The organism is Micromonospora sp. WMMA1947 (assembly GCF_027497355.1).
Taxonomy (GTDB): Bacteria; Actinomycetota; Actinomycetes; order Mycobacteriales; family Micromonosporaceae; genus Micromonospora.
Window position 1 is genome coordinate 6,218,449 of record NZ_CP114909.1, and the last position, 19,909, is coordinate 6,238,357.

At 74.6% G+C, this 19,909-nt stretch carries 16 protein-coding genes; 8 read left to right on the forward strand and 8 right to left on the reverse strand.

Annotation, left to right across the window (positions count from 1 at the left end; translation table 11 throughout):
* Positions 1–136: 136 nt before the first annotated feature.
* Entirely contained in the window at positions 137–1,177 is a 1,041-nt protein-coding gene (locus O7604_RS29145) for a phosphatase domain-containing protein (RefSeq protein ID WP_269700719.1), read from the reverse strand.
* Between the two features lie 118 nt (positions 1,178–1,295).
* On the opposite strand from O7604_RS29145, the gene O7604_RS29150 reads away from it, so the two are divergent.
* The 4 genes from O7604_RS29150 to O7604_RS29165 all read left to right on the forward strand — a co-directional run bounded on the left by O7604_RS29150 (position 1,296) and on the right by O7604_RS29165 (position 5,497).
* Positions 1,296–2,900 (forward strand): hypothetical protein, encoded by a 1,605-nt coding sequence (locus O7604_RS29150; RefSeq protein ID WP_269700721.1) that lies wholly within the window; start codon positions 1,296–1,298, stop codon positions 2,898–2,900.
* Positions 2,901–2,916: 16 nt separating this feature from the next.
* Entirely contained in the window at positions 2,917–3,720 is an 804-nt protein-coding gene (yaaA, locus tag O7604_RS29155; protein ID WP_269706875.1) for a peroxide stress protein YaaA, read from the forward strand.
* A 107-nt stretch (positions 3,721–3,827) separates the two neighbouring features.
* Positions 3,828–4,475: a hypothetical protein gene (locus tag O7604_RS29160; RefSeq protein WP_269700723.1), complete on the forward strand. Its 648-nt coding sequence runs from the start codon at positions 3,828–3,830 to the stop codon at positions 4,473–4,475.
* Between the two features lie 80 nt (positions 4,476–4,555).
* Positions 4,556–5,497, forward strand: a complete 942-nt coding sequence (locus O7604_RS29165; protein WP_269700725.1) for a TAXI family TRAP transporter solute-binding subunit — start codon at positions 4,556–4,558, stop codon at positions 5,495–5,497.
* A gap of 3 nt (positions 5,498–5,500) precedes the next feature.
* Here O7604_RS29165 and O7604_RS29170 read toward each other — a convergent pair whose 3' ends face one another.
* Both O7604_RS29170 and O7604_RS29175 read right to left on the reverse strand, forming a co-directional pair.
* On the reverse strand, positions 5,501–6,889 hold the full coding sequence (locus O7604_RS29170; RefSeq protein WP_269700726.1) for a HAMP domain-containing sensor histidine kinase: 1,389 nt from the start codon (positions 6,887–6,889) through the stop codon (positions 5,501–5,503).
* Positions 6,890–6,899: 10 nt separating this feature from the next.
* Positions 6,900–7,556: a response regulator transcription factor gene (locus tag O7604_RS29175; protein ID WP_269700727.1), complete on the reverse strand. Its 657-nt coding sequence runs from the start codon at positions 7,554–7,556 to the stop codon at positions 6,900–6,902.
* A gap of 84 nt (positions 7,557–7,640) precedes the next feature.
* Here O7604_RS29175 and O7604_RS29180 point away from each other — a divergent pair, with 84 nt between their 5' ends.
* Positions 7,641–7,979, forward strand: coding sequence for a DUF952 domain-containing protein (locus O7604_RS29180; protein WP_269700728.1), 339 nt, complete (start codon positions 7,641–7,643; stop codon positions 7,977–7,979).
* Positions 7,980–8,044: 65 nt separating this feature from the next.
* Positions 8,045–8,587 carry an acyltransferase gene (locus tag O7604_RS29185; RefSeq protein WP_269700730.1) on the forward strand — a complete coding sequence of 181 codons (543 nt, stop codon included), beginning with the start codon at positions 8,045–8,047 and terminating at the stop codon, positions 8,585–8,587.
* Between the two features lie 51 nt (positions 8,588–8,638).
* Here the strand turns inward: O7604_RS29185 and O7604_RS29190 are convergent, their stop codons facing one another.
* The 4 genes from O7604_RS29190 to O7604_RS29205 all read right to left on the reverse strand — a co-directional run bounded on the left by O7604_RS29190 (position 8,639) and on the right by O7604_RS29205 (position 14,997).
* Positions 8,639–10,387, reverse strand: a complete 1,749-nt coding sequence (locus tag O7604_RS29190; RefSeq protein WP_269700732.1) for a CDP-glycerol glycerophosphotransferase family protein — start codon at positions 10,385–10,387, stop codon at positions 8,639–8,641.
* 192 nt (positions 10,388–10,579) lie between these two features.
* Positions 10,580–11,863: a nucleotide sugar dehydrogenase gene (locus tag O7604_RS29195; protein WP_269700733.1), complete on the reverse strand. Its 1,284-nt coding sequence runs from the start codon at positions 11,861–11,863 to the stop codon at positions 10,580–10,582.
* Positions 11,864–11,866: 3 nt separating this feature from the next.
* Positions 11,867–13,435 carry a glycosyltransferase gene (locus O7604_RS29200; RefSeq protein WP_269700734.1) on the reverse strand — a complete coding sequence of 523 codons (1,569 nt, stop codon included), beginning with the start codon at positions 13,433–13,435 and terminating at the stop codon, positions 11,867–11,869.
* Positions 13,432–14,997 (reverse strand): glycosyltransferase family 4 protein, encoded by a 1,566-nt coding sequence (locus O7604_RS29205; protein ID WP_281578426.1) that lies wholly within the window; start codon positions 14,995–14,997, stop codon positions 13,432–13,434. Before O7604_RS29205 ends, O7604_RS29200 begins: the two co-directional genes overlap by 4 nt.
* 280 nt (positions 14,998–15,277) lie before the next feature.
* Between O7604_RS29205 and O7604_RS29210 the strand changes: the two genes are divergently transcribed.
* The gene (locus O7604_RS29210) at positions 15,278–16,468 is read left to right on the forward strand and encodes a hypothetical protein (RefSeq protein WP_281578427.1); all 1,191 of its coding nucleotides are present in this window, start codon (positions 15,278–15,280) and stop codon (positions 16,466–16,468) included.
* Positions 16,469–16,471: 3 nt separating this feature from the next.
* On the opposite strand, the gene O7604_RS29215 is transcribed toward O7604_RS29210, so the two are convergent.
* The gene (locus tag O7604_RS29215; RefSeq protein ID WP_281578428.1) at positions 16,472–18,379 is read right to left on the reverse strand and encodes a hypothetical protein; all 1,908 of its coding nucleotides are present in this window, start codon (positions 18,377–18,379) and stop codon (positions 16,472–16,474) included.
* A gap of 439 nt (positions 18,380–18,818) precedes the next feature.
* Here O7604_RS29215 and wecB point away from each other — a divergent pair, with 439 nt between their 5' ends.
* Positions 18,819–19,904, forward strand: coding sequence for a UDP-N-acetylglucosamine 2-epimerase (non-hydrolyzing) (wecB, locus tag O7604_RS29220; RefSeq protein ID WP_269700738.1), 1,086 nt, complete (start codon positions 18,819–18,821; stop codon positions 19,902–19,904).
* Positions 19,905–19,909 lie beyond the last annotated feature (5 nt).

A 19,909-nucleotide genomic window follows, 5' to 3' on the forward strand; every position in this document is an offset into this window, starting at 1 on the left:
GGTTCTCGGTTTGAGCGTTATGACTCAGAGGCATATTTATGCCTCTGAGTCATACCCGTCGCGGGGAGTAGTTTCCTGGGGCGGGACTACGCAACGTGTTGAGGGACCGCCCGTCGGCGCGGGCCGACCGCAGGAGTCAGACCAGGTCGGCTTCGCGCAGGAGCTTCCAGAGGCCGGCGCCGTCGGGGGCGCTGAGCCACTTCTGGCCCACCGGGCCCGAGGACGACCGCCCGGCCGGTGCGGGCAGGCTGCCGGCCAGCACCGACTGGGTCGGGGACAGCTGCCGGATCGCCACCCCTGCGACGTGGTCCGGGTGCGCGGCGGCGAACTCCCGGTAGATCTCCGGGTCGTGCTGCCCGTCGTCGCCGATGAGCAGCCACCGCACCTCGGGGAACTCCCGGGACAGCCGGGCCAGCGTGGCCCGCTTGTGTTCCCGGCCGCTGCGGAACCACCTGTCGGCGGTCGGCCCCCAGTCGGTGAGCAGCAGCGGCCCGGCCGGGTAGAGGTGCCGGGACAGGAACCGGGTGAGCGTCGGCGCGACGTTCCAGGCGCCGGTGGACAGGTAGAAGACCGGCGCGCCCGGGTGGGCGGTGGCCAGCCGCTCGTACAGCACCGCCATGCCGGGCACCGCGGTGCGGGCGTGCTCGTCCAGCACGAACGTGTTCCACGCGGCGAGCAGCGGCCGGGGCAGCGCGGTCACCATGACGGTGTCGTCGATGTCGGAGATGATGCCGAACCGGACGGCCGGGTCGAGGACGCGGACCAGCGCCTCCACCGGCTCGGCGTCGGCGACGCTGAGGCGTACGCAGCCCCAGCCCGGGGTGAAGTCGGCCTCGATCACGGTGTCGACGAAGCCGCTGCGGTCGGCGGTCACCTCCTGGCGCACGCCGTCGGCCTCGATGGTCACTTTCACGTGCTTGGCGGGCAGTGTGGCGAAGCTGCGCCAGCCCCGCACCTTGTCCAGCCGGCCCCGCCGCCGCGTGTCCGGACGCCCGAGCAGCACCCGGCAGAGCACGCGCGCCCAGCCCGGGGCGCCGTAGCCCGCGTACGCGATGATGTTCGGCTGCCACCCGGTGCGCCGCAACCGGCGCTCCACCAGGCCGTGCACGGCGTCCTCGAAGCGCGCGGCGCGGTGCAGTTGCGGTACGGCCAGCTGGTCCGGTGGTGTGGGTGGCACACGGCAACAGTGCCACAACCGGCCCGGCCGGGCCACGCGAGTGATCCACGCCGATCCGCCCAAAGGCCGGGCGCCGCCGTGACAGACTTCGGTCGGGACGACGACGGGGGCGTTGGTCGTGTCGACGACGAAGCGGGACCGGGTACGGCCGCGTCCGGACGCGGCGGCGCTGGTGGCGCTGCTGCTCGGTGCCGCGGGGGTCGGCTACCGGCTGGTGCTGACACTGCTCACGGTGCCCGCGTCGAACAGCGACGAGGCCACGTTCGGCCTGGCGGCGCTGCACATCGCCGCCGGTGACGAGCGGCCGGTCTTCCTCTACGGCCAGCGCTACATGGGCGTGCTGGAGTCGTACCTGGCCGCGCCGCTGGTCGGCTGGGCCGGGCCGAGCTGGCCGGTGCTGCGGCTGCCGCTGCTCGCGCTGTTCGCGGTCTTCCTGTGGCTGGCGTACCGGCTGACCCGCCGCCTGTTCTCCCCCTGGCTCGCCGTCGCCGTGGTGGGCCTGCTCGCGCTCGGCTCGGAGCGGGTGGTCCGCGACCAGCTCACGGTGGTCGGCGGTCGCCCGGAGGTGAAGCCGGCGGTGCTGGCGATGCTGCTGATCGCGGTCGCCCTCGGCGACCGGCGGATCCGGCACCACTGGCTGGCCACCGGCGCGTTCGGGCTGCTCGCCGGGCTGGCCCTCTGGTCGGACTGGCTGATCGCGCCGTACCTGCTGGTGGCGGCCGTGGTGCTCGCGGTGGCGGTGCCCCGGGACCTGATCGGCTGGCCGGGCGTGCTGCTGGTCGTGGGCTTCCTGGCCGGGATCGCCCCGGTGGTCAAGGACAACCTCGTCGCCCCGCCCGGACAGGACTCGCTGTCGGTGTTCCGCGAGATCAGCACCAAGGAGGGGGTCGCGCCGTCGCTCGCCGAGCGGCTGCGCGGCGGGCTGCTGGAGGGCGTGCCGCTGGCCTCCGGCATGTGCCCGATGGACGGCTGCGCGCGCTGGGCGCAGTGGTTCGGCGTGCTCTACCCGGTGCTGCTGGTGGCCGCCGCCGCGCTCGGGCTGGTCGCCTACCGCCGGGCCGCCGACCACGCCGCGCGGGTCCGGGCCGTGGCGATCATCGCCCTGGTCGTGGGCGCGGCGCTGACCCTTCTGGCGTACGTGCGCAGCCCGCTCGCCGCGACCGACCCGCTCGGCAACGCCCGCTACCTGTCGGTGCTCCAGATCTCGCTGCCGGCCGTGCTGTGGCCGCTCTGGCTGGCCGCCGCGCACGCGCTGCGGGCCACCGCCGGGTGGGCGGCCCGGCTCGGCGGCGCCACGGCGGCGGTGGTGCTGGCCGCGCTGACCGCCGCCACGCTGGCCGGCACCGTGGCGTTCCTGGCCGGCGTGCCGGGCGTACGGGACGAGGAACGCGCCGCCCGCCGCCTGGCCGACGCGGTGCGGGCGGCGGGTCTGCACGAGGTGTACGGGGACTACTGGACCTGCAACCGGATGATCTTCAACACCGGCGAGGCGGTGGCCTGCGGTGTGCTCGACGAACGGCTGACGCCGGGGCAGAACCGCTATCCGGCGTACTGGCGGCGGGTGGCGCGCGCGGACCGGCCCGGGTACGTGCTGGCCGTCGGCTCCCCCGCCGAACGCACCCTGCGGCGGCTCCTGGGCGAGCGTGCCGACGCGGCGGTGGTGGCCGAGGTGGGTGGCAGTCGCGTGTACCACCCCGACCGTGCCGTGCGGCCGTGGCGCTGAGCCCGGCCCGTACGCTGTGCCGGTGCTCATCCTGCTGCCCCCGTCCGAGGGGAAGGCCGAGGCCGGCACCGGCCGCCGGCTGGACCTGTCCCGGCTGTCCCTGACCGAGCTGAACCCGGCCCGGGAGGCGGTCCTGACCGCGCTCGTCGACCTGTGCGCCGGGCCGGACGAGACGGCGGCCCGGACCGCGCTGGGCCTGACCGAGGGGCAGCGCGGCGAACTGCGGCGCAACGCCCGGCTGCGGGAGACGGCGACCGCACCGGCCGGGCGGCTCTACACCGGGGTGCTCTACGAGGCGCTCGGCCTGGACACGCTGCCGCCCGACGCGCAGCGGGCGGCCCGCCGCCAGGTGCTGATCAGCTCCGGCCTGTGGGGCGCGGTCCGCCTCGCCGACCGGATCCCGCCGTACCGCTGCCCGATCGGGGCGCGGCTGCCGGGGCTCGGGGCGCTGTCGGCGTACTGGCGGGAGGCGCTCGGCCCGGTGCTGGAGCCCGCCGCCGGACGCGGCCCGGTGCTGGACCTGCGCTCCGGGGCGTACGCGGCCACCTGGACGCCGCGCGGCGCGCTCGCCGAACGCACGGTGACCGTACGGGTGCTCCACGAGCGGACCGTGGACGGCACGCCGACCCGGTCGGTGGTGAGTCACTTCAACAAGGCGACGAAGGGCCGCCTGGTGCGGGACCTGCTGCTCGCCGACGCCCGGCCGCGCACCGCCGACGCGCTGGTGGGGGCGCTGCGGGAGCTGAAGTACACGGTCGAGGAGGCGCCCCGGGCGACCGGCCGGCCCCGGCAGGTCGACCTGGTGGTCACCGAACTCTGAGGCGCGCGCTTCCCGCAAATTTTCCTCAAGGCTCGGGCGCAGCGGTTCCCGGTCCGGCGCTCGGCAGCGACGGTAGAGGTACCCCGACTCTGACCGAGGAGCGCGCCATGCTCACCACGCTGCTCGACCGCCCGCGACCGTCGCCGCCGCCGCTGGACTGGCTGACCCTCACCGACGCCTTCGAGATCGCCTGCATGGTGCGCTGCACGCCGCCGCCGGCCGCCGACGTCCGCCGGCTCGACTCCGGACCGCACCGGGGTGGAATCGCCGAGTTCAACCGCGAGGACGCGGCGCAGCGGATGCGACAGCTGCTGGGACGCCTCGACGTACCTGTGGAACACGAGCTGACCACCGGTGGCCTGCGCCGCCGCTACGAGCTGCACCGGCTGTCTGTGCCGCCGCCGCACCGGGCGGCGTACGCGAATCTGCTGACCGCGGGCTGGCGGCAGGGTCGCCGGGAACTGCTCGGCGGGCCGTTCCCCGGCGCCTCGACGGCGCGCCGGCTGTGGCGTCCCCGGCTGGCGGCGGCGGCCTGGCGGGCCGCGCTGCTGGCGGGCGGGCGGCACGTACGCCGGCACTGCCTCGGCATCCGGCTCGCCGACCGGGACCTGGCGGCGGTGCTGGTACGCGGCGCGGCGCTGCTGGACGTGCCGGCGGCGCTGCGGCCCGGTTCGGGCTGTTTCCTGGTGGTCGTGCCCAACGGCGAGCACCGGGAACGGATCACCGAGAGCGCGGAGCTGGCCCCGGCGAGCTGACCGGCCCGGTGCGGGCGCTCGGCGGTGCCCGCACCGTGCGGGCTTGCGCCGCGACGGGTGCACGGCGCAGAGTGCAGCCCGTGAGCCGACACTGGCCTGTGCGCGCCGCCGCCCCGCTCGTGCTGGTGCTGCTGCTCGTCGCCGGGCTGGCCGCATGCCGGGACGAGCCGTCCGAGCCGACCCGGATCCGCATCGCCACCGGCAGCCCGACCGCCGTCTACCACGCCTTCGGCCAGTCGCTGGCGTCCCTGCTCAACCGGGAGGTGCCCGGCGTACGGGCCGAGGTGGTGGTCACCGCCGCGTCGGCGCAGAACGTCCGGCTGGTCGGCGCCAGGGAGGCGGAGCTGGGCTTCACCCAGGCCGACGTGCTGCCGCCACGCGAGCCCGAGCACCCGTCGGTGCTCGCCGTGGCCCGGGTCTACGACGACCTGCTGCACCTGGTCACCCGCGCCGGCGGGCCGATCCGCACACTCGGCGACCTGCGCGGCCGGCGGGTGTCGGTGGGCGCCGACGGCTCCGGTACCGAGATCACCGCCAGCCGTCTGCTGGAGGTGGCCCAGCTCGGCGGGAACCGGGTCCGCCAGGAGCACCTGGGGCTGGACGACTCGGTGGCGGCCCTGCGGGAGGGGCGGATCGACGCGTTCTTCTTCTCCGGCGGGCTACCCGTACGCGGCGTCGCCGAGCTGGCCCAGCGGACCTCGCTGCGGATCGTGGACCTGGGCGACTGGACCGAGCCGCTGCGCCGGGCGTACGGGCAGGTCTACGTGACCCGGGACGTGCCGCGTTCGGTGTACCGGGCCGACCCGGTCAGCACCGTGGCGAACCCGAACTACCTGATCGTCCGCGCCGACCTGCCCGCCGCGCTGGTGCGGGAGGTGACCCGGCTGCTGATGGACCGCCGGCAGGAACTGGCCGCCGCACACCCGGCGGCGGGACGGATGAGTCCCCGGTCGGCGATCGTCACCACCCCGCTGCCGCTGCATCCGGGCGCGGCCCAGTGGTACCGCGCCGCGAAGCCCTGAGGATCAGCACCGCACCGGCACGTCGGCGGGCGCCGGGAACCACAGCTCGGCGACCAGGCCGCGGGGATCGCCCTGGCGCATGGTGAGCCGGCCGTCGGAGGCGTCCACGAGCACCGCCGCGATGGTCAGCCCCAGACCGGCGCCGTCCACGTTCTGCGCGTCCGGCGCCCGCCAGAACCGCTCGGTGGCCTGGTCGAGCTGACTCGCCGTCATGCCCGGACCGGTGTCGCTGACGGTCAGCACCGTCCCGCCGCCGTCGGCGCGTACGGTCACCGTCACCTCTCCCCCGGTTCCGCTGAACTTCACCGCGTTGTCGATCAGGGCGTCCAGCGCCTGGTCGATGGCGGTCGGCACGGTCCAGGCGTACACCGGCGCGCCCCCGGCGTCGAGGCGGAGCGTGACGTCGCGGTGCCGGGCCAGCGGCAACCAGGCCGACACCCGGGAGGCGGCGGTGGCGGTGGCGTCCACAGTCACCCGCTGGTTCTCCTCCCGCTCGGCGCGGGCCAGGGTGAGCAGCGCGTCGAGCACGGTGGCGAGCCGGTCGGTCTCCTCCAGCGCCAGCCGGTGCTCGGCGCGCCCGTCCGGGTCGGTCAGGCTCGGGCCCAGTTCCTCCACCCGCAGCCGCAGCGCGGTGAGCGGGTTGCGGAGCTGGTGGCTGGCGTGCGCGACGAAGGCGCGTTGCCGGTCCATCACGTCGGACACCGCGTCGGCCATGTCGTTGAAGCTGGTCGCCAGCCGGCGCAGCTCGGGCGGACCGAGCCGGGCGCGGACCCGCGCGGTGCGGCGGCCCTCGGCGATCTCGTGGGTCACCGCGTCCAGCTCGGTGACCGGGCGCAGCACCCAGCCGGCCAGCCCGAACGCGGTCGAGACGCAGGCCAGCACCGCCAGCAGGCCGATGCCGGCGAGCAGCAGCCACCACACGGTGACGGTGCGGCGGACCCCGTCGGCCGGGCTGGTCGTGACGACGGCGCCGAGCACCTCGCCGCCGTCGTTGATCGGCACCGCCGTCACCACCGGGCCGCTGACCCAGGGCCAGACCGACTCCGGGCCGCTGAACTGCTGCCCGGACAGCGCGGTGTCGAGCGCCGGCCCGCTGCCCGCGTCCGGCTCCCACCCGGACGAGGCCACCACGGTACGGCGTTCCCGGTCCACCACCGCCGCGCCGATGCCGTAGAGCGCGTCGTAGGCGGCCAGTTCCCCGTCCAGCGGGCCGGGACCGCCGCCCCGCAACGCCGGCCCGGCCAGCGAGGCGAAGCGGGTGGCGTCGGCGAGGCGGTCGGCGCGTACCCGGTCGGTCTCCCGGGTCGCCAGCGTGGCCGCCAGCGGGGTCTCCAGGGCGATCAGGACCAGCACCATCAGCAGCAGGTAGCTGATCACCAGCCGGCGGCGCACGGCCCCCTCCTCACGCGTCGCGGAGCCGGTAGCCGACCCCGCGTACGGTCTCCACGAGCGTCGGGTCGCCGAGCTTGCCGCGCAGCGACCCGACGTGCACCTCCACGGTGTGCCGGTCGGCCCAGGTGGTGCCCCAGACGTCGAGCAGGATCCGCTCGCGCGGCACCGCCACCCCCGGCTGGCGGGCCAGGGACAACAGGATGTCGAACTCCTTGCGGGTGAGCGAGACGTCCCGGCCGGCCACCGTCACCGTCCGGCCGCCCACGTCGATGCGGACCGTGCCGGCCTCGATCAGGCTGCGCTGCGGCGCGGTGTGTGCGGCCCGGCGCAGCACCGCCTCGATCCGCGCCTGCAACTCCACCATCGAGAACGGCTTCACCACGTAGTCGTCGGCGCCCAGCCGCAGCCCCAGCACCCGGTCGCGTTCCTCGCCGCGCGCGGTCACCGCGATGATCCCGAGCCGGCTGCTGCGCCGCCGCAGCTCGCGGCACAGGTCGGTGCCGTCGCCGTCGGGCAGCCCCAGGTCGAGCAGCACCAGGTCGCAGGGGGCGGCGGAGAGCGCGGCGGCCACCGTCGCGGCGTGTTCCACCTGGTAGCCGCGCCTCGTCAGCGCGGACGACAACGCCGCGGCGACCCGGCGGTCGTCCTCGACCAGGAGGATCCGCACCCGTTGCCTCCCTCACTCGACGTGTTGCCCTGCGAATGGTGGCAGACGCGCCGCCGGGACGCGAGGCCGCTCTAGGCTGCTGCCGTGATCTACAAGATTCTCTCCGACGACGAGTGGGCGCAGGCGCGGGCGGACGGACGGTTCGCCGGCACCGCGATGGACCGCCAGGACGGCTACGTCCACCTCTCCGCCGCCGACCAGGTGGTGGAGACCGCCCGGCGCTTCTTCGCCGGGGTCACCGGCCTGACGGTGCTCGCTGTGGACGAGGCCCGGCTCGGTGACGCGCTGCGCTGGGAGGAGTCCCGCGGTGGCGCCCTGTTCCCGCACCTGTACGCGGCGCTGCCGGTGGACGCGGTCCTCGCCGCGCACCCGCTGCCGGCCGACCGGCCCGCCGCCGACGCGGTGGCCGAACTGCTCGGGTGAGCGCTCGTTATGCTGCGTCGAGCCCGCCCGACGGCGCGACGCGCCCTGGCATGATGCGAGTTGAGATGACTGACAGCAACGACCGGTCCGCCTCCGTCTTCGTCCACCCGACGGCCGACGTGGAGGACGGCGCCCAGGTCGGGGACGGCACCAAGGTCTGGCACCTGGCGCACATCCGGTCCAGCGCCCAGGTCGGCGCCGGCTGCGTGATCGGCCGCAACGTCTACGTCGACGCGGGCGTCACCGTCGGCGACCTGGTGAAGATCCAGAACAACGTCTCGGTCTACCAGGGCGTGACCATCGAGGACGAGGTGTTCGTGGGCCCGTGCGCGGTGTTCACGAACGACTTCCGGCCGCGCGCCCAGAATCCGGACTGGACGATCACCCCGACGCTGGTCCGCCGGGGCGCGTCGATCGGCGCGAACGCCACGCTCGTGTGCGGCATCGAGGTCGGCGAGTACGCGATGATCGCGGCCGGCTCGGTGGTGACCCGCGACGTCAAGCCGTACCAGCTCGTGGCCGGCAACCCGGCCCGCCCGAAGGGCTGGGTCGACGCCAAGGGCGAGGTCATCTCCCGCGACGTCGACAACCCGCCGCAGCAGGGCTGAACGCGACGAGGGCGACGACCGCGCCGGTCGTCGCCCACGCGTCGGTACGCCTCAGCCGCAGAGCCGGCCGATCTCGTCCCGGAACCGGTCCATCGGGTTCGACCCGGCCGGGCCGAGCAGGTACTCCTTCAGCTCCCGCCGCGCCCCGGCCATCGCGTCGTCAGCGGCCCGGGACACGTCGAGGATCTTCGCCAGCTCGCCGCAGTCCGCCGAGAGCAGGTACGCCGCCCGCGCGGTCGGGAACTGCCGCCGGAACTCGTCCTCGGGCAGGCCGGCCGGGTTGGCCACCACGTACGGGCGCTCGCTCTGCACGAAGTCGGAGACCACGCTGGACACGTCGCTGACCAGCAGGTCGGTGACGTTGAAGCAGTCGAACAGCCCCGGGGTGCGGCCGGTGACCACCAGGTGCGCGGCACCGTCCAGCGAGGACGGATCGGTCTCGGCGCCGGCAGCCTTGATCCGGGACACGATCCGCTCGTGCACGGCGCGGGCCTTGGGCGAGCGTGTCCCGGTCAGCGGGTGCGGCTTGTAGATCACCCGCACGTCCCCGGCGGCGAGCAGACCGGACACGATCCGCTCCCCCATCAGCACCAGCGACGTGTGGTACGGGTCGTCGTCGAGCCAACCCTCCCAGGTGGGCGCGTACAGCACGGTGAAGCGGTGGTCGGCGGCCCCGGAACCGAACGTGTGCACCCCGGCCAGCTGCGGCCGGCCGATCTCCACGATGTCGCGGTCCAGCACGCCGACGTCGGCGCGGGCGTACCGTTCCCGCCCGGCCGGCCCGGCCACCCAGACCTCGTCGTACACCTTGCTGTACGGGTTGACGCTCGCCTGCTTGTCGCTGTCGCCGTGACCCACGAAGACGTGCTTGACGCCCGGCTCCCGCAGCAGGTGGATGTTGGCGCCGACGTTCGCGGCGTACAGCGCCACGCGCAGCGAACTCAGGTCCAGGTTCATGAAGTCCACACCGGCCGGCACGCAGATCACCGGCAGCCGGGTGTCGGCGAGCTGCCCGAACGCGTCCGCGGCGCGCAGCAGCACGACCGCCCGGCGGCCGGTCGCCTCCACCGGGGCGAGCCACATGTTGGCCTGGTAGACGTCCTTGGCCGGGCCGGCGAAGTAGAGCGCCACCTCGGGCCGTTCCCGGGCCATCCAGTCGTGCACGGCGGGCAGCACACCCGGTGCCTTGCCCCGGCCGCGCAGCGCGGTGAGCGCCAGCACCGCGGCGGTGACCAGGCCGGCGGCGAGCGTGACCAGGCCGGTGACCACCACCGGGGCGACCCGGTCGAGCGCGGCGGCCACCACCGCGGCCGGCACCAGCAGCACGTTCAGCAGCGGCATGCGCAGCCCGGCCAGCTGCCGCGCCCAGGCCGGCGGCACCGGGACCCGCCGCAGCGCGCCGAGGTCGATGTTGCGGGTGTACGCCGGGGGGTCGACCCGGCCGTCGATCACCTTGGTCACCGCGCCTGTGGCGACGGCCAGCGTCCACAGTGCGGCGGGCAGCAGCAGGACGGCGACGGTGCCCGCCACGCCGGGGCGCACCGCGGCGATCACCAGCAGCACCACAGACAGGTCCCGCACCAGCCGCCGGAACGTCTCGCCGAGACCGGCCTTGTCGAGCAGCGTGGCGGTTCCGGTGTGCCGCCCGGCCAGGGCCAGCTCACCGGCGACGGCGGCCACGGCGGCCACCGCGTACGGGACCACCAGGCCGAGGACTCCGGCGAGGACCATGACCGCGTAGCCGAGGAGCGTCGCGCCGACCGCGGCGAGACCCTGCTGGCTGCGTACTCTGCTGAACAACGACACGCTCCCTGTCTGTCCCGCCGATGTCGGTCCGAGTCGATCTCCGACGGCTGCGACCCTAAACGGGCCACATGACACAAGTATTGCCGGGGTGTCCGGCAGGTGAACTGCGGACGGCGTCATCCCGGCGACGGCATGCGACAGGCCCCGGCCGTTCGAGACGGCCGGGGCCCGTGAAGCCGGTAGGGGTCAGCCCCCGATGACCACCCGGCGCACGCCGGTCCAGCGCGCCGGGTCGGTGACCCGGCGGCCGTCGACCAGCACCGTCACGCCCGGCAGGTCGGCCGGGGCGAGGGTGCGGTACTCCGCGTGGTCGGCCTGGATCACCGCGGCGCCGACCGGCTCGCCGTCGTAGCCGGGCAGGCCGTGCGCGACCAGTTCCTCGTTCGTGTACATCGGGTCCGAGACGTACGGCACGGCGCCCCGGCGGCGCAGCGCGTCCACGGTCGGGAAGACGCCGGAGAACGCGGTCTCCTTGACGCCACCCCGGTAGGCGGCGCCCAGCACCAGCACACCCACACCGGTCAGGTCGCCGTACGCGGCGGCGAGCAGGTCCACCGCGTACTCCGGCATGGCCGCGTTGGCCTCGCGGGCCGAGCGGACCACGGTGGCGGCCGGGTCGTTCCACAGGTACATCCGCGGGTAGATCGGGATGCAGTGGCCGCCGACCGCGATACCGGGCGAGTGGATGTGGCTGTACGGCTGCGTGTTGCACGCCTCGATGACCTTGGTGACGTCCACGCCGACGGTGTCGGCGAAGCGGGCGAACTGGTTCGCCAGGCCGATGTTCACGTCCCGGTAGGTCGTCTCGGCGAGCTTGGCCAGCTCGGAGGCCTCGGCCGAGCCGAGGTCCCACACGCCGTTGGGGCGGTCCAGGTCGGGCCGCTCGTCGAAGTCGAGCACCGCCTCGTAGAACCGCACGCCGTGCGCGGCCGACGCCTCGTCGATGCCGCCGACCAGCTTCGGGTAGCGGCGCAGGTCGGCGAAGACCCGGCCGGTGAGCACCCGCTCCGGGCTGAACACCAGGTGGAAGTCGGTGCCGGCGGTCAGGCCGGAACCCTCGGCGAGCATCGACGCCCACCGGGTACGGGTGGTGCCGACCGGCAGCGTGGTCTCGTAGCTGACCAGCGTGCCCGGCTTCAGCCCGCGGGCGATGGCCCGGGTGGCGTCGTCCATCCAGCCGAAGTCCGGCACGCCCTCGGCGTCCACGAACAGCGGCACGACCACGACGACCGCCTCCGACTCGGCGACCGCGGCGGCGGTGTCGGTGGTGGCCGACAGCAGGCCGGCGGCCACCGTCTCCTTGAGCTTGACGTCCAGGTCGGCCTCGCCCGGGAAGGGCACGGCACCGTCGTTCACCAGCTGGACGACCCGCTCGGAGACGTCGGCGCCGATCACCCGGTGCCCCTTGGACGCGAACTGCACGGCCAGCGGCAGACCGATCTTGCCGAGCGCGACGACGCAGATGTTCATGAACTACTTTCCTCCAGAGGGCCAGATTCGGCGCAGGCGGGCAAGGAACCGACCGGGGGTCACCGGCGTGATCGCGACGATCACCTGGCCCTTGTGGTTCGTGGTGGGCGTGACGAGGTGCCATCGGACACCGCGCCGGGCCACCAGCCGGGGTGCGGAGACCGGGCGGTCGGTGCGCATCGGCGACGAGCCCGTCCCACCCAGGGCGGAGACCTCGGCGCGTACGATACGACGCTCGTCCGTCCCCGCGACGACCGCCAGCAACCGGTCCACCGCGAAGTCCGTCCGTACGACGGTACCGGGGCCGGACGCCTCGATCGACGTGGCACCCGTCAGGTCGCCCACGCTGACGCGCAGCGCCTCCGCGCTCAGCTCGGCCAGCTCGGCCCAGCGGCTGCGCGCGGTGACCACCAGGGCCCGCGCCCCGGCGGCGTCGCGTCCCCAGGCCAGCTCGGTCGCGGTCAGCTTGGCCAGTATCGCGGCGGCACGCTCGGTCACGTCGTACCAGTCGTCCGGGTAGCCGAACGCCGGGTCGCGGAAGCCGACCTGGTCGGCGTACCAGCGGTCGCCCTCGATGACGACATCGGACAGCGACCGGTCGGACTGCTGGCCGACGAGCGTGCGCAGCGCGTCGAGGTCACCGTCGCGCGCCACCGCCAGCCGCACCCGCTCCTCGGGCGCCATCCGGGCGGTGACCCCCTCGGTCAGGTACGCCTCGGCGAGCTTGCGGATCCGGTCGTGGACGTGCCGCTGCACGTCCGGGGAGAGGGCGAGGAACTCCGCGCGGAGCAGCTTCGCCACCTCCCAGGTGAAGTGGCGCACCAGCACCGCGTCCCGCCGCGGGCCGGGCTCGATCAGCCCGGCGACGAAACCGACGAGTTCCTCGGCGCAGCGCAGCCGCTCGGAGAATCGGCTGGCGTACGTGATGTTCTGGGCGTTGTCCCGCTTGACCGCGTAGTAGTACTCGTAGTCGCCGAGGACCGACACCTTCTTCGCCCGGAAGCACGCCTCCAGCGTGAACGGCTGGTCGCTGCCCATCGGCATGTCGGTGCGGTACCGCAGGCCGTACCGCTCGATCAGGTCCCGGCGGAACAGCTTGGTGTTCGACAACGACCAGGGCAGGTCGCTGTCGAACAGGTCGAGCCGCTCCTGGGTGGTGGCGTAGACGGCCTGGTGCACGTAGCGCTTGTTGGTGCCGACCATCCGGCCCAGCACCACGTCGGAGTCCCACCGGTCGGCGGCGTCGACCAGGCGCTCCAGCGCCTCCGGGCCGAGGTGGTCGTCCGAGCCGATGAAGAAGACGTACCGGCCGCGGGCGTGGTCGAGCGCCACGTTGCTCGGCGCCGCCGGGCCGCCGGAGTTGGCCTGGTGCAGCACTCGGAACGTGCCGGGGTACCGCTTGGCGTAGCGGTCCAGTTCGGCGCCGCTGCCGTCGGTGGAGCCGTCGTCGACGGCGACGACCTCCAGCCGGTCCAGGCCGATGGTCTGCCCGACCAGCGAGTCCAGGCAGGCGGTCAGGTACGGCATGGTGTTGTAGACCGCGACCACCACTGTCACGTCCGGCCCGCTCATGCCCCCACCTCCACCTGTGCCGGCTCCACCGGGGCGAGTGCCGGCGCCGGCCGGGGCGGCGCACCGGGCAGCAGCCGGGAGTAGACCTCGTCGAGCACCCGGGCCTGTGCCTCCCAGGTCCATCCGGCCAGCAGGCCCGGCCGGTCGTACGCGGCGCGGTACCGCTGCGGGTCGGCGAGCACCGCGGTGACCGCGCGGACGAAGTCGGTCACGTCCTCGGCGCGGAACACCTCGCCCTGACCGGTCTCCCGGACAGTCTCGGCCATGGTGCGCACGTCGGAGACGACGAGCGGCAGGCGGGCGTGTGAATACTCGAAGAACTTGGTGATCAGCGCGATCTCGTGGTTCGGCCAGTGCTGGATCGGGATGACGCCGACCTGCGCGCCGCTGAGGAACCGGACCACCTGGTGGTGCGGCACGTACGGCAGCACGTGCAGCCGGTCCGCCACGCCCAGTTCGCCGGCCCGGGTGACCAGGCCCCGGACGTACGCCGAGTCGGGCTTGTTGACCACGAACGCGACGTGCGCGCCGGGCAGCCGGGGCAGCGCCTCCACCATCACCCCGAGGCCGCGCTTGGCGGCGGCCACCCCGCTGTAGACCAGCAGTGGCTCGTCCGGCCCGAGTCCGCAGCGGGCGCGAATGTCCGGCACCGGCTCGGCCGGGTCGGCCGGCAGCTCGTCCACGGCCGGTGCGTTCAGGACGACCGCCGGCCGGTCGGTCAGCCCGTGCTCGGTGCGCAGCAGGTCGGCCAGGCCACCGGAGACGGTCATGGTGGCGTCGGCGTACGGCACGTACTCCCGCTCGTGCGCCACGTTGCCTGGTAGCCAGCGGGCGTTGTCGCGCCACGGCTGCACGCCGGGCAGGTATTCGTGGGCGTCCCACAGCAGGGCGATCCGGCGCCCCTTCGCGGCGGCCCGGACCTTCGCGCGGGCGCCGACGCCGAGCATCCGGAAGTCGTTGGCGTGGATCAGGTCCGGCGCCAGCTCGTCGACCACCGGGCCGTAGGCCAGTTCGTAGTCCCACAGGCCCGGTTCCAGGCGCCGCCACGCGCCGTCGCCGCGCAGGCGGCGCCAGAACAGCGTGTACGCGCGGTCCCAGGGGCCGTCCAGCTTGCGGCCCTTGCGGGCCCGGGTGAGCTGACGGTTGCGGAACCCGACCCACTTGCGGGTGAGGCCGGACAGCTTCTCCTCGGCGCGCAGCGCGGCCCAGGGCAGCCCGCCCGGCCGGCCCGCGCCGGACTCGCGGGCCGCGACGGTGAGCGCCGCCCGGCGGACCGCCAGGTCCGCGCGCCAGGCCTTGACCGCCTGGGTACGGTGCGCCGCGATGCCGCTGGGCGGGTAGGCGAGCGGGTGCCGCAGCCAGGCCCGGCGGAACTCGTGCCGGCGGCGGGCCAGCGGTTCGGGCATCGGCACGAGGCGTACCTCGGCGGCGCCGAGGCGCCAGGTCTGCGGGCTGCCGACCGGCGCCCGCCCGAGCAGCACCACGTCCCAGCCGGCGTCGGCGGCGGAACGGGCCGCCTTCTGCACCCGGGAGTCACCGATGACCCCGTTGTCCACCAGCATGACGACCCGTCCCCGGGTGCCCGTCGCTGCGGTCGTGCCGTCAGATCCCATTCCTGCCCGTTTCGTCGTCGCCAGCACCGCGCCCGCGGACCCGAGCGAGTCTACGACAGCGGATCGGGCCCGGACGCCCGCCGCCGCCGGTGCCCCCCGACCTGCTGTGACTGTTGCTACCCTCCACCCTGTTCAACGACCGGCGCCCGCTCCGGGTCGTTCGCCGGGTCGCCGGTCGCGCCACGCGGGCCTTCGGCCAACCCCAGCTCAGCGCGAACGGGACCGCACAATGGACGTGGTGACCACCGAGGAACCCCGCCGGCCCGCACCAGCCCCGCCGACCGGGCCGGCCACAGCCGAGCGCGCCCGGCCGGGCCCCGTCCGACGGCTGCGCGACGCCGCCCGGGACGCGGCGCCCGCGCTGGCGGTGTACGCGGTGATCCGGCTCGTCGGCGTCCTTGCCGTCTACGTCTGGGCCCGCTCGCTCAACCTCTCCCCGGTGCGCGAGCTGACGCTGTCCGACGCCACGTACTACCTCGCCATCGCCCAGCGGGGCTACGACGGGTACGAACGGGTGCAGAGCGACATGGCGTTCTTCCCGCTCTACCCGGCCCTGATCGGCGTGGTCGAACGGGTCACCCCGCTCGGCCCGCGTACCGCCGGGCTCGCGGTGGCCGCGCTGGCCGGCCTGGCGGCGGCCTGGGCGCTGTACGCGATCGGCTCGTACCTGCACGACCGTCGCACCGGCGTGCTGCTCGCCGCGCTCTGGGCGGCGCTGCCGCACGCGATCGTGCAGTCGATGGCCTACAGCGAGACGCTGTTCACCGCCCTGGCCGCGTGGACGCTGTACGCGCTGCTGCGCCGCCACTGGCTGACCGCGGGCGTGCTCTGCCTGTTCGCCGGCCTGACCCGGCCCACCGCCTCGTCGCTGATCCCGGTGGTCGGCCTGGCCGCGCTGCTCGCCGTCATCCGGCGCCGGGACGGCTGGCGCCCGTGGGTGGCCATGCTGCTCGCCCCGGCCGGCTGGCTCGCCTACCTGGCCTGGGTGGGCGTCCAGACCGGGCGGCCGGACGGCTGGTTCCACATCCAGTCCGCCGGCTGGCGCAGCCACTTCGACTTCGGCGTGGACACGGTGCGGCGCGGACGCGAGGTGCTGGCGGTGTCCGCGACGCCGCAGATGCTCGTGGTGAGCCTGGTGCTGCTGCTGGCGCTGATGTTCTTCGTGCTGAGCGTGATCGACCGCCAGCCCTGGGAACTGCTGCTGTTCAGCGGGCTGATGCTGGTCACCACGATCGGCGCGGCGGGCTACTACCACTCGAAGGCGCGGTTCCTGGTGCCGGCGTTCGCGCTGCTGCTGCCGGCCGCCGTCGGCCTGGCCCGGGCCGGCCGGGCCCGGGCCGTCACGGTGCTGGTCGCGCTCACCGCGTTCTCGACCTACTTCGGCGGCTACCTGCTGCTCATCTGGACCAGGTCGCCGTGACGCTCACCGGGTGAGCGGGCGGACGTCCCACAGCCAGACGTCCGCCACCCGCTGCCCCGGCCCGTAGAGCGCGTCGAGCACCACCTTGAGGTCGTCGTGGCGGCGGGCCCGGTCCGGCAGCGCCACCGCGTCGGCCTTCCAGTGCCGCACGTCGGCGCGGGCCTGCTCGACGTCGGCCGGGCCGACCGCGGTGTCCCGCTGGCCCCGCGACACGGCGGTGAGCAGCTTCGCGGTCGGCTGCGGCTCGACGCCCCACCGGCCGGTGTTGTCGGTCTTGGAGACCGGCGCGAGGAAGTACCCCTCCGGGACGGCGAAGCCGGCCAGCGCCGCGGAACTCCAGTACAGCGACGTCATGCCGTCGACCGGGACCGGCACCAGGGTGCGGCCGGGAGCGACGTGGTCCTTCCAGACGCCGGCGGTGACGAAGTCCGGCACCGGGTTGCGCCCGCGCGCCTCCAGCGGGGTCGGCAGGATCGGCAGCAGCGCGGCGAGCAGCGCCACAGCGGCCAGGCGGGGCACCAGCCGGCCGGCCTCGCCGACCCGTACCCGGGCCACCCGGTCCCCGGCGACCGCGAACAGCACGCCGAGCGCCACCGTGGTGATCAGCGCGAACCGGGACACCACCACCGAGTCGAACACCGGCAGCTCGGACACCAGCGCGAACGGCGCCGGCACGTCGGTGCGCCGGGTGCCGACGGTCCAGGTGGTGCCGATCGAGAACACGGCCGAGATCAGCGCGACCACGGCGAGCACCCGGACCACGATCTCGCGGCGCAGCCACCAGGCGGCGCCGACCGCGAGGATCACCACCGACCAGCCGTAGAAGCTGGCCTGCTCGGTGGTGTTCGGGCCCCAGCGCAGGGCGCTGGTGGGGCTGCCGGCCACGGACTCGGTGGCGTACCGCACGAACGACCCGAGGGTCAGCGCGTAGACGTCCGGGTTGCCCGGGTGACCGACCCGGTGCTGCGGGCCGGCGAACTGCATCCACAGCGGGTACGCGGCGGCGGCCCCGACCAGTACACCGGTCACGGCGAGGCCGCCGAGCATCGGCCGGGCCCGGCGCAGCGCCTCGCGCGGCCGGAAGATCACGTAGCCGATCACCATCATCAGGCAGCCGAGCGCGGTCAGGAACAGGATCTCCAGGCTGACGAAGAACTGCGCCGTCACGAGCGCGCCCAGCACCAGGCCGTCGCGTACCGGGCGGCCGTCCCGGGCCAGCCGGATCACCCGCCAGAGGATGAACGGCACCAGCCACTGGGCGGTGATGTGCGGGTGGCCGTTGCTGTGCGACACCAGCGCCGGCGCGAAGGCGCAGAACAGGCCACCGGCGAACGCCGCCACCCGGGACGAGACCAGGTTCCGGGACAGCACGTGGTACCAGGCGTACGCGGTGCCGGCCAGGTTGAGCGTGATGAACAGCAGGTACGCGAACGGCGCCCCGAACAGCAGGGTGACCGGGGACAGCACCAGCCCGGGCAGCTGCATGCCGACGTTCGTCATCAGGTTCACGCCGTCCGGGGCGTTCTGCAACGTGGTGAAGAACGGGTTCTCCAGGTTGCTGACCGCGTGCGCGGCGTACGCCAGCATCCACTCGTTGAAGCCCTGGTCGTTGGGGCGGCTGCCGAGCAGCCGGCCGTCCGGATTCACCCAGCCCCGGCCGGTCACCCAGAACGCGCCGGCCAGGAAGATCGCCGCGACCAGCAGGTCCGGCCGCATCCGGCGCCAACGCGACGGGCGGTCGGTGTCCTCCGCCGTGGCGGCCTCCGGCTGCGCCGGGCGCGGCGGCGTGGCCTCGGCGGGCCGGTCCGCGCCGTCGGCGGCCGGCGGCTTCGCGGTCTCGTCGGTGGCGTCGGCCACCGATCCACCGGCGTCTGCGGTGCGGGTACGGGTCTCGGGCCCGGGGGCGGTCATGGCGCCGTAGTGTACGCAAGCCGGGCAGCGGCGCCGGGCCAGGCTCGCCCGGCCCGGTGAAGAGTCGGCGACGATCCGCCGACGGCGGGACGTACCCGCGGTGACCGGGCCGCGCCGCGGCGGGCGCACCCCGCCGGCCGGGCACCCGGCGGGCCGGGGTGATCCGGCCGGTTCGGTTAGGCTGGTCCCTCGTGTCCCGTTCCATGCCACCGGTCACCGTGCTCCCCGTCGGGGCGGCGGCGTCCGGTGACGGCGGGTGGCCCGGCCCACCATCGCGCACCGGCCGTGTCCGCGTACGTCGTCCGGCGGCGGCCGGGGCACTACTATTCCTAGGGCCTGCGGGCACCGGCCCGGCCACCCGGCCGGGGTCCACGGCCTCCCGACTCGGGCGGCGGCCGGTCCGCACCGAGAATCCGTCGCAGATCACGAGGAGTCACGTGTGAAGGTCGTCAGCATCGTCGGCGCCCGACCGCAGTTGGTGAAGCTGGCGCCCATCGCGGCGGCGTTCGCCGAGGACGGGTGCGAGCACGTGATCGTGCACACCGGCCAGCACTACGACGCCGACCTGTCCGACGTCTTCTTTTCCGGTCTCGGCATCCCCGACCCGGACGTGCACCTCGGGATCGGCTCCGGCAGCCACGGCGTGCAGACCGGCAACACGCTGGCCGCCCTGGACCCGGTACTCGCCGCCGAGGCCCCGGACTGGGTGCTGGTGTACGGCGACACCAACTCGACGCTGGCCGGCACGCTCTCGGCGGTCAAGCAGCACCTGCGGGTGGCGCACCTGGAGGCCGGGCTGCGGTCGTTCAACCGGCGGATGCCGGAGGAGCACAACCGGGTGCTCACCGACCACGCCGCCGACCTGCTGCTCGCCCCCACCGAGGAAGCCGTCCGGCACCTGGCCACGGAGGGCCTGGCCGCCCGTACCGAACTGGTCGGCGACGTCATGGTGGACGTCTGCCTGCGGGTCCGCGACGACGTGGCCCGGGGTGGGCAGCCCCGCCCGGCGCTGCCCGACGGCATCGACCCGGACGCGCCGTACCTGCTCGCCACCCTGCACCGCGCGGAGAACACCGACGACCCGACGCGGCTCGCCGCGCTGCTCGACGCGCTCGCCGACCTGCCCGTGCCGGTCGCGCTGCTGGCCCACCCGCGGCTGGTCGCCCGCGCCGACGAGCACGGCCTGAAGCTGACCCGGGGCGCGCTGCACGCCGGCCGGCCGCTGCCGTACGCCGCGATGGTGGCCGCCGTGGTCGGCTCCGCCGGCGTGGTCACCGACTCGGGCGGCCTGCAGAAGGAGGCGTACCTGCTGGACCGGCCGTGCACCACGCTGCGCACCGAGACGGAGTGGGTCGAGACGCTCGCCGACGGCTGGAACGTGCTGGTGCCGGACCCGCGCGAGCTGGGCGCCCGGTGGGCGGCCACCGCGACGCGGCCCGCCCCGGACGCGCCGCGCGGCACCCCGTACGGTGACGGCCGGGCGGCCCGGCGGGTCGCCGAGACGCTGCGACGGCACCTGGCATGACGACG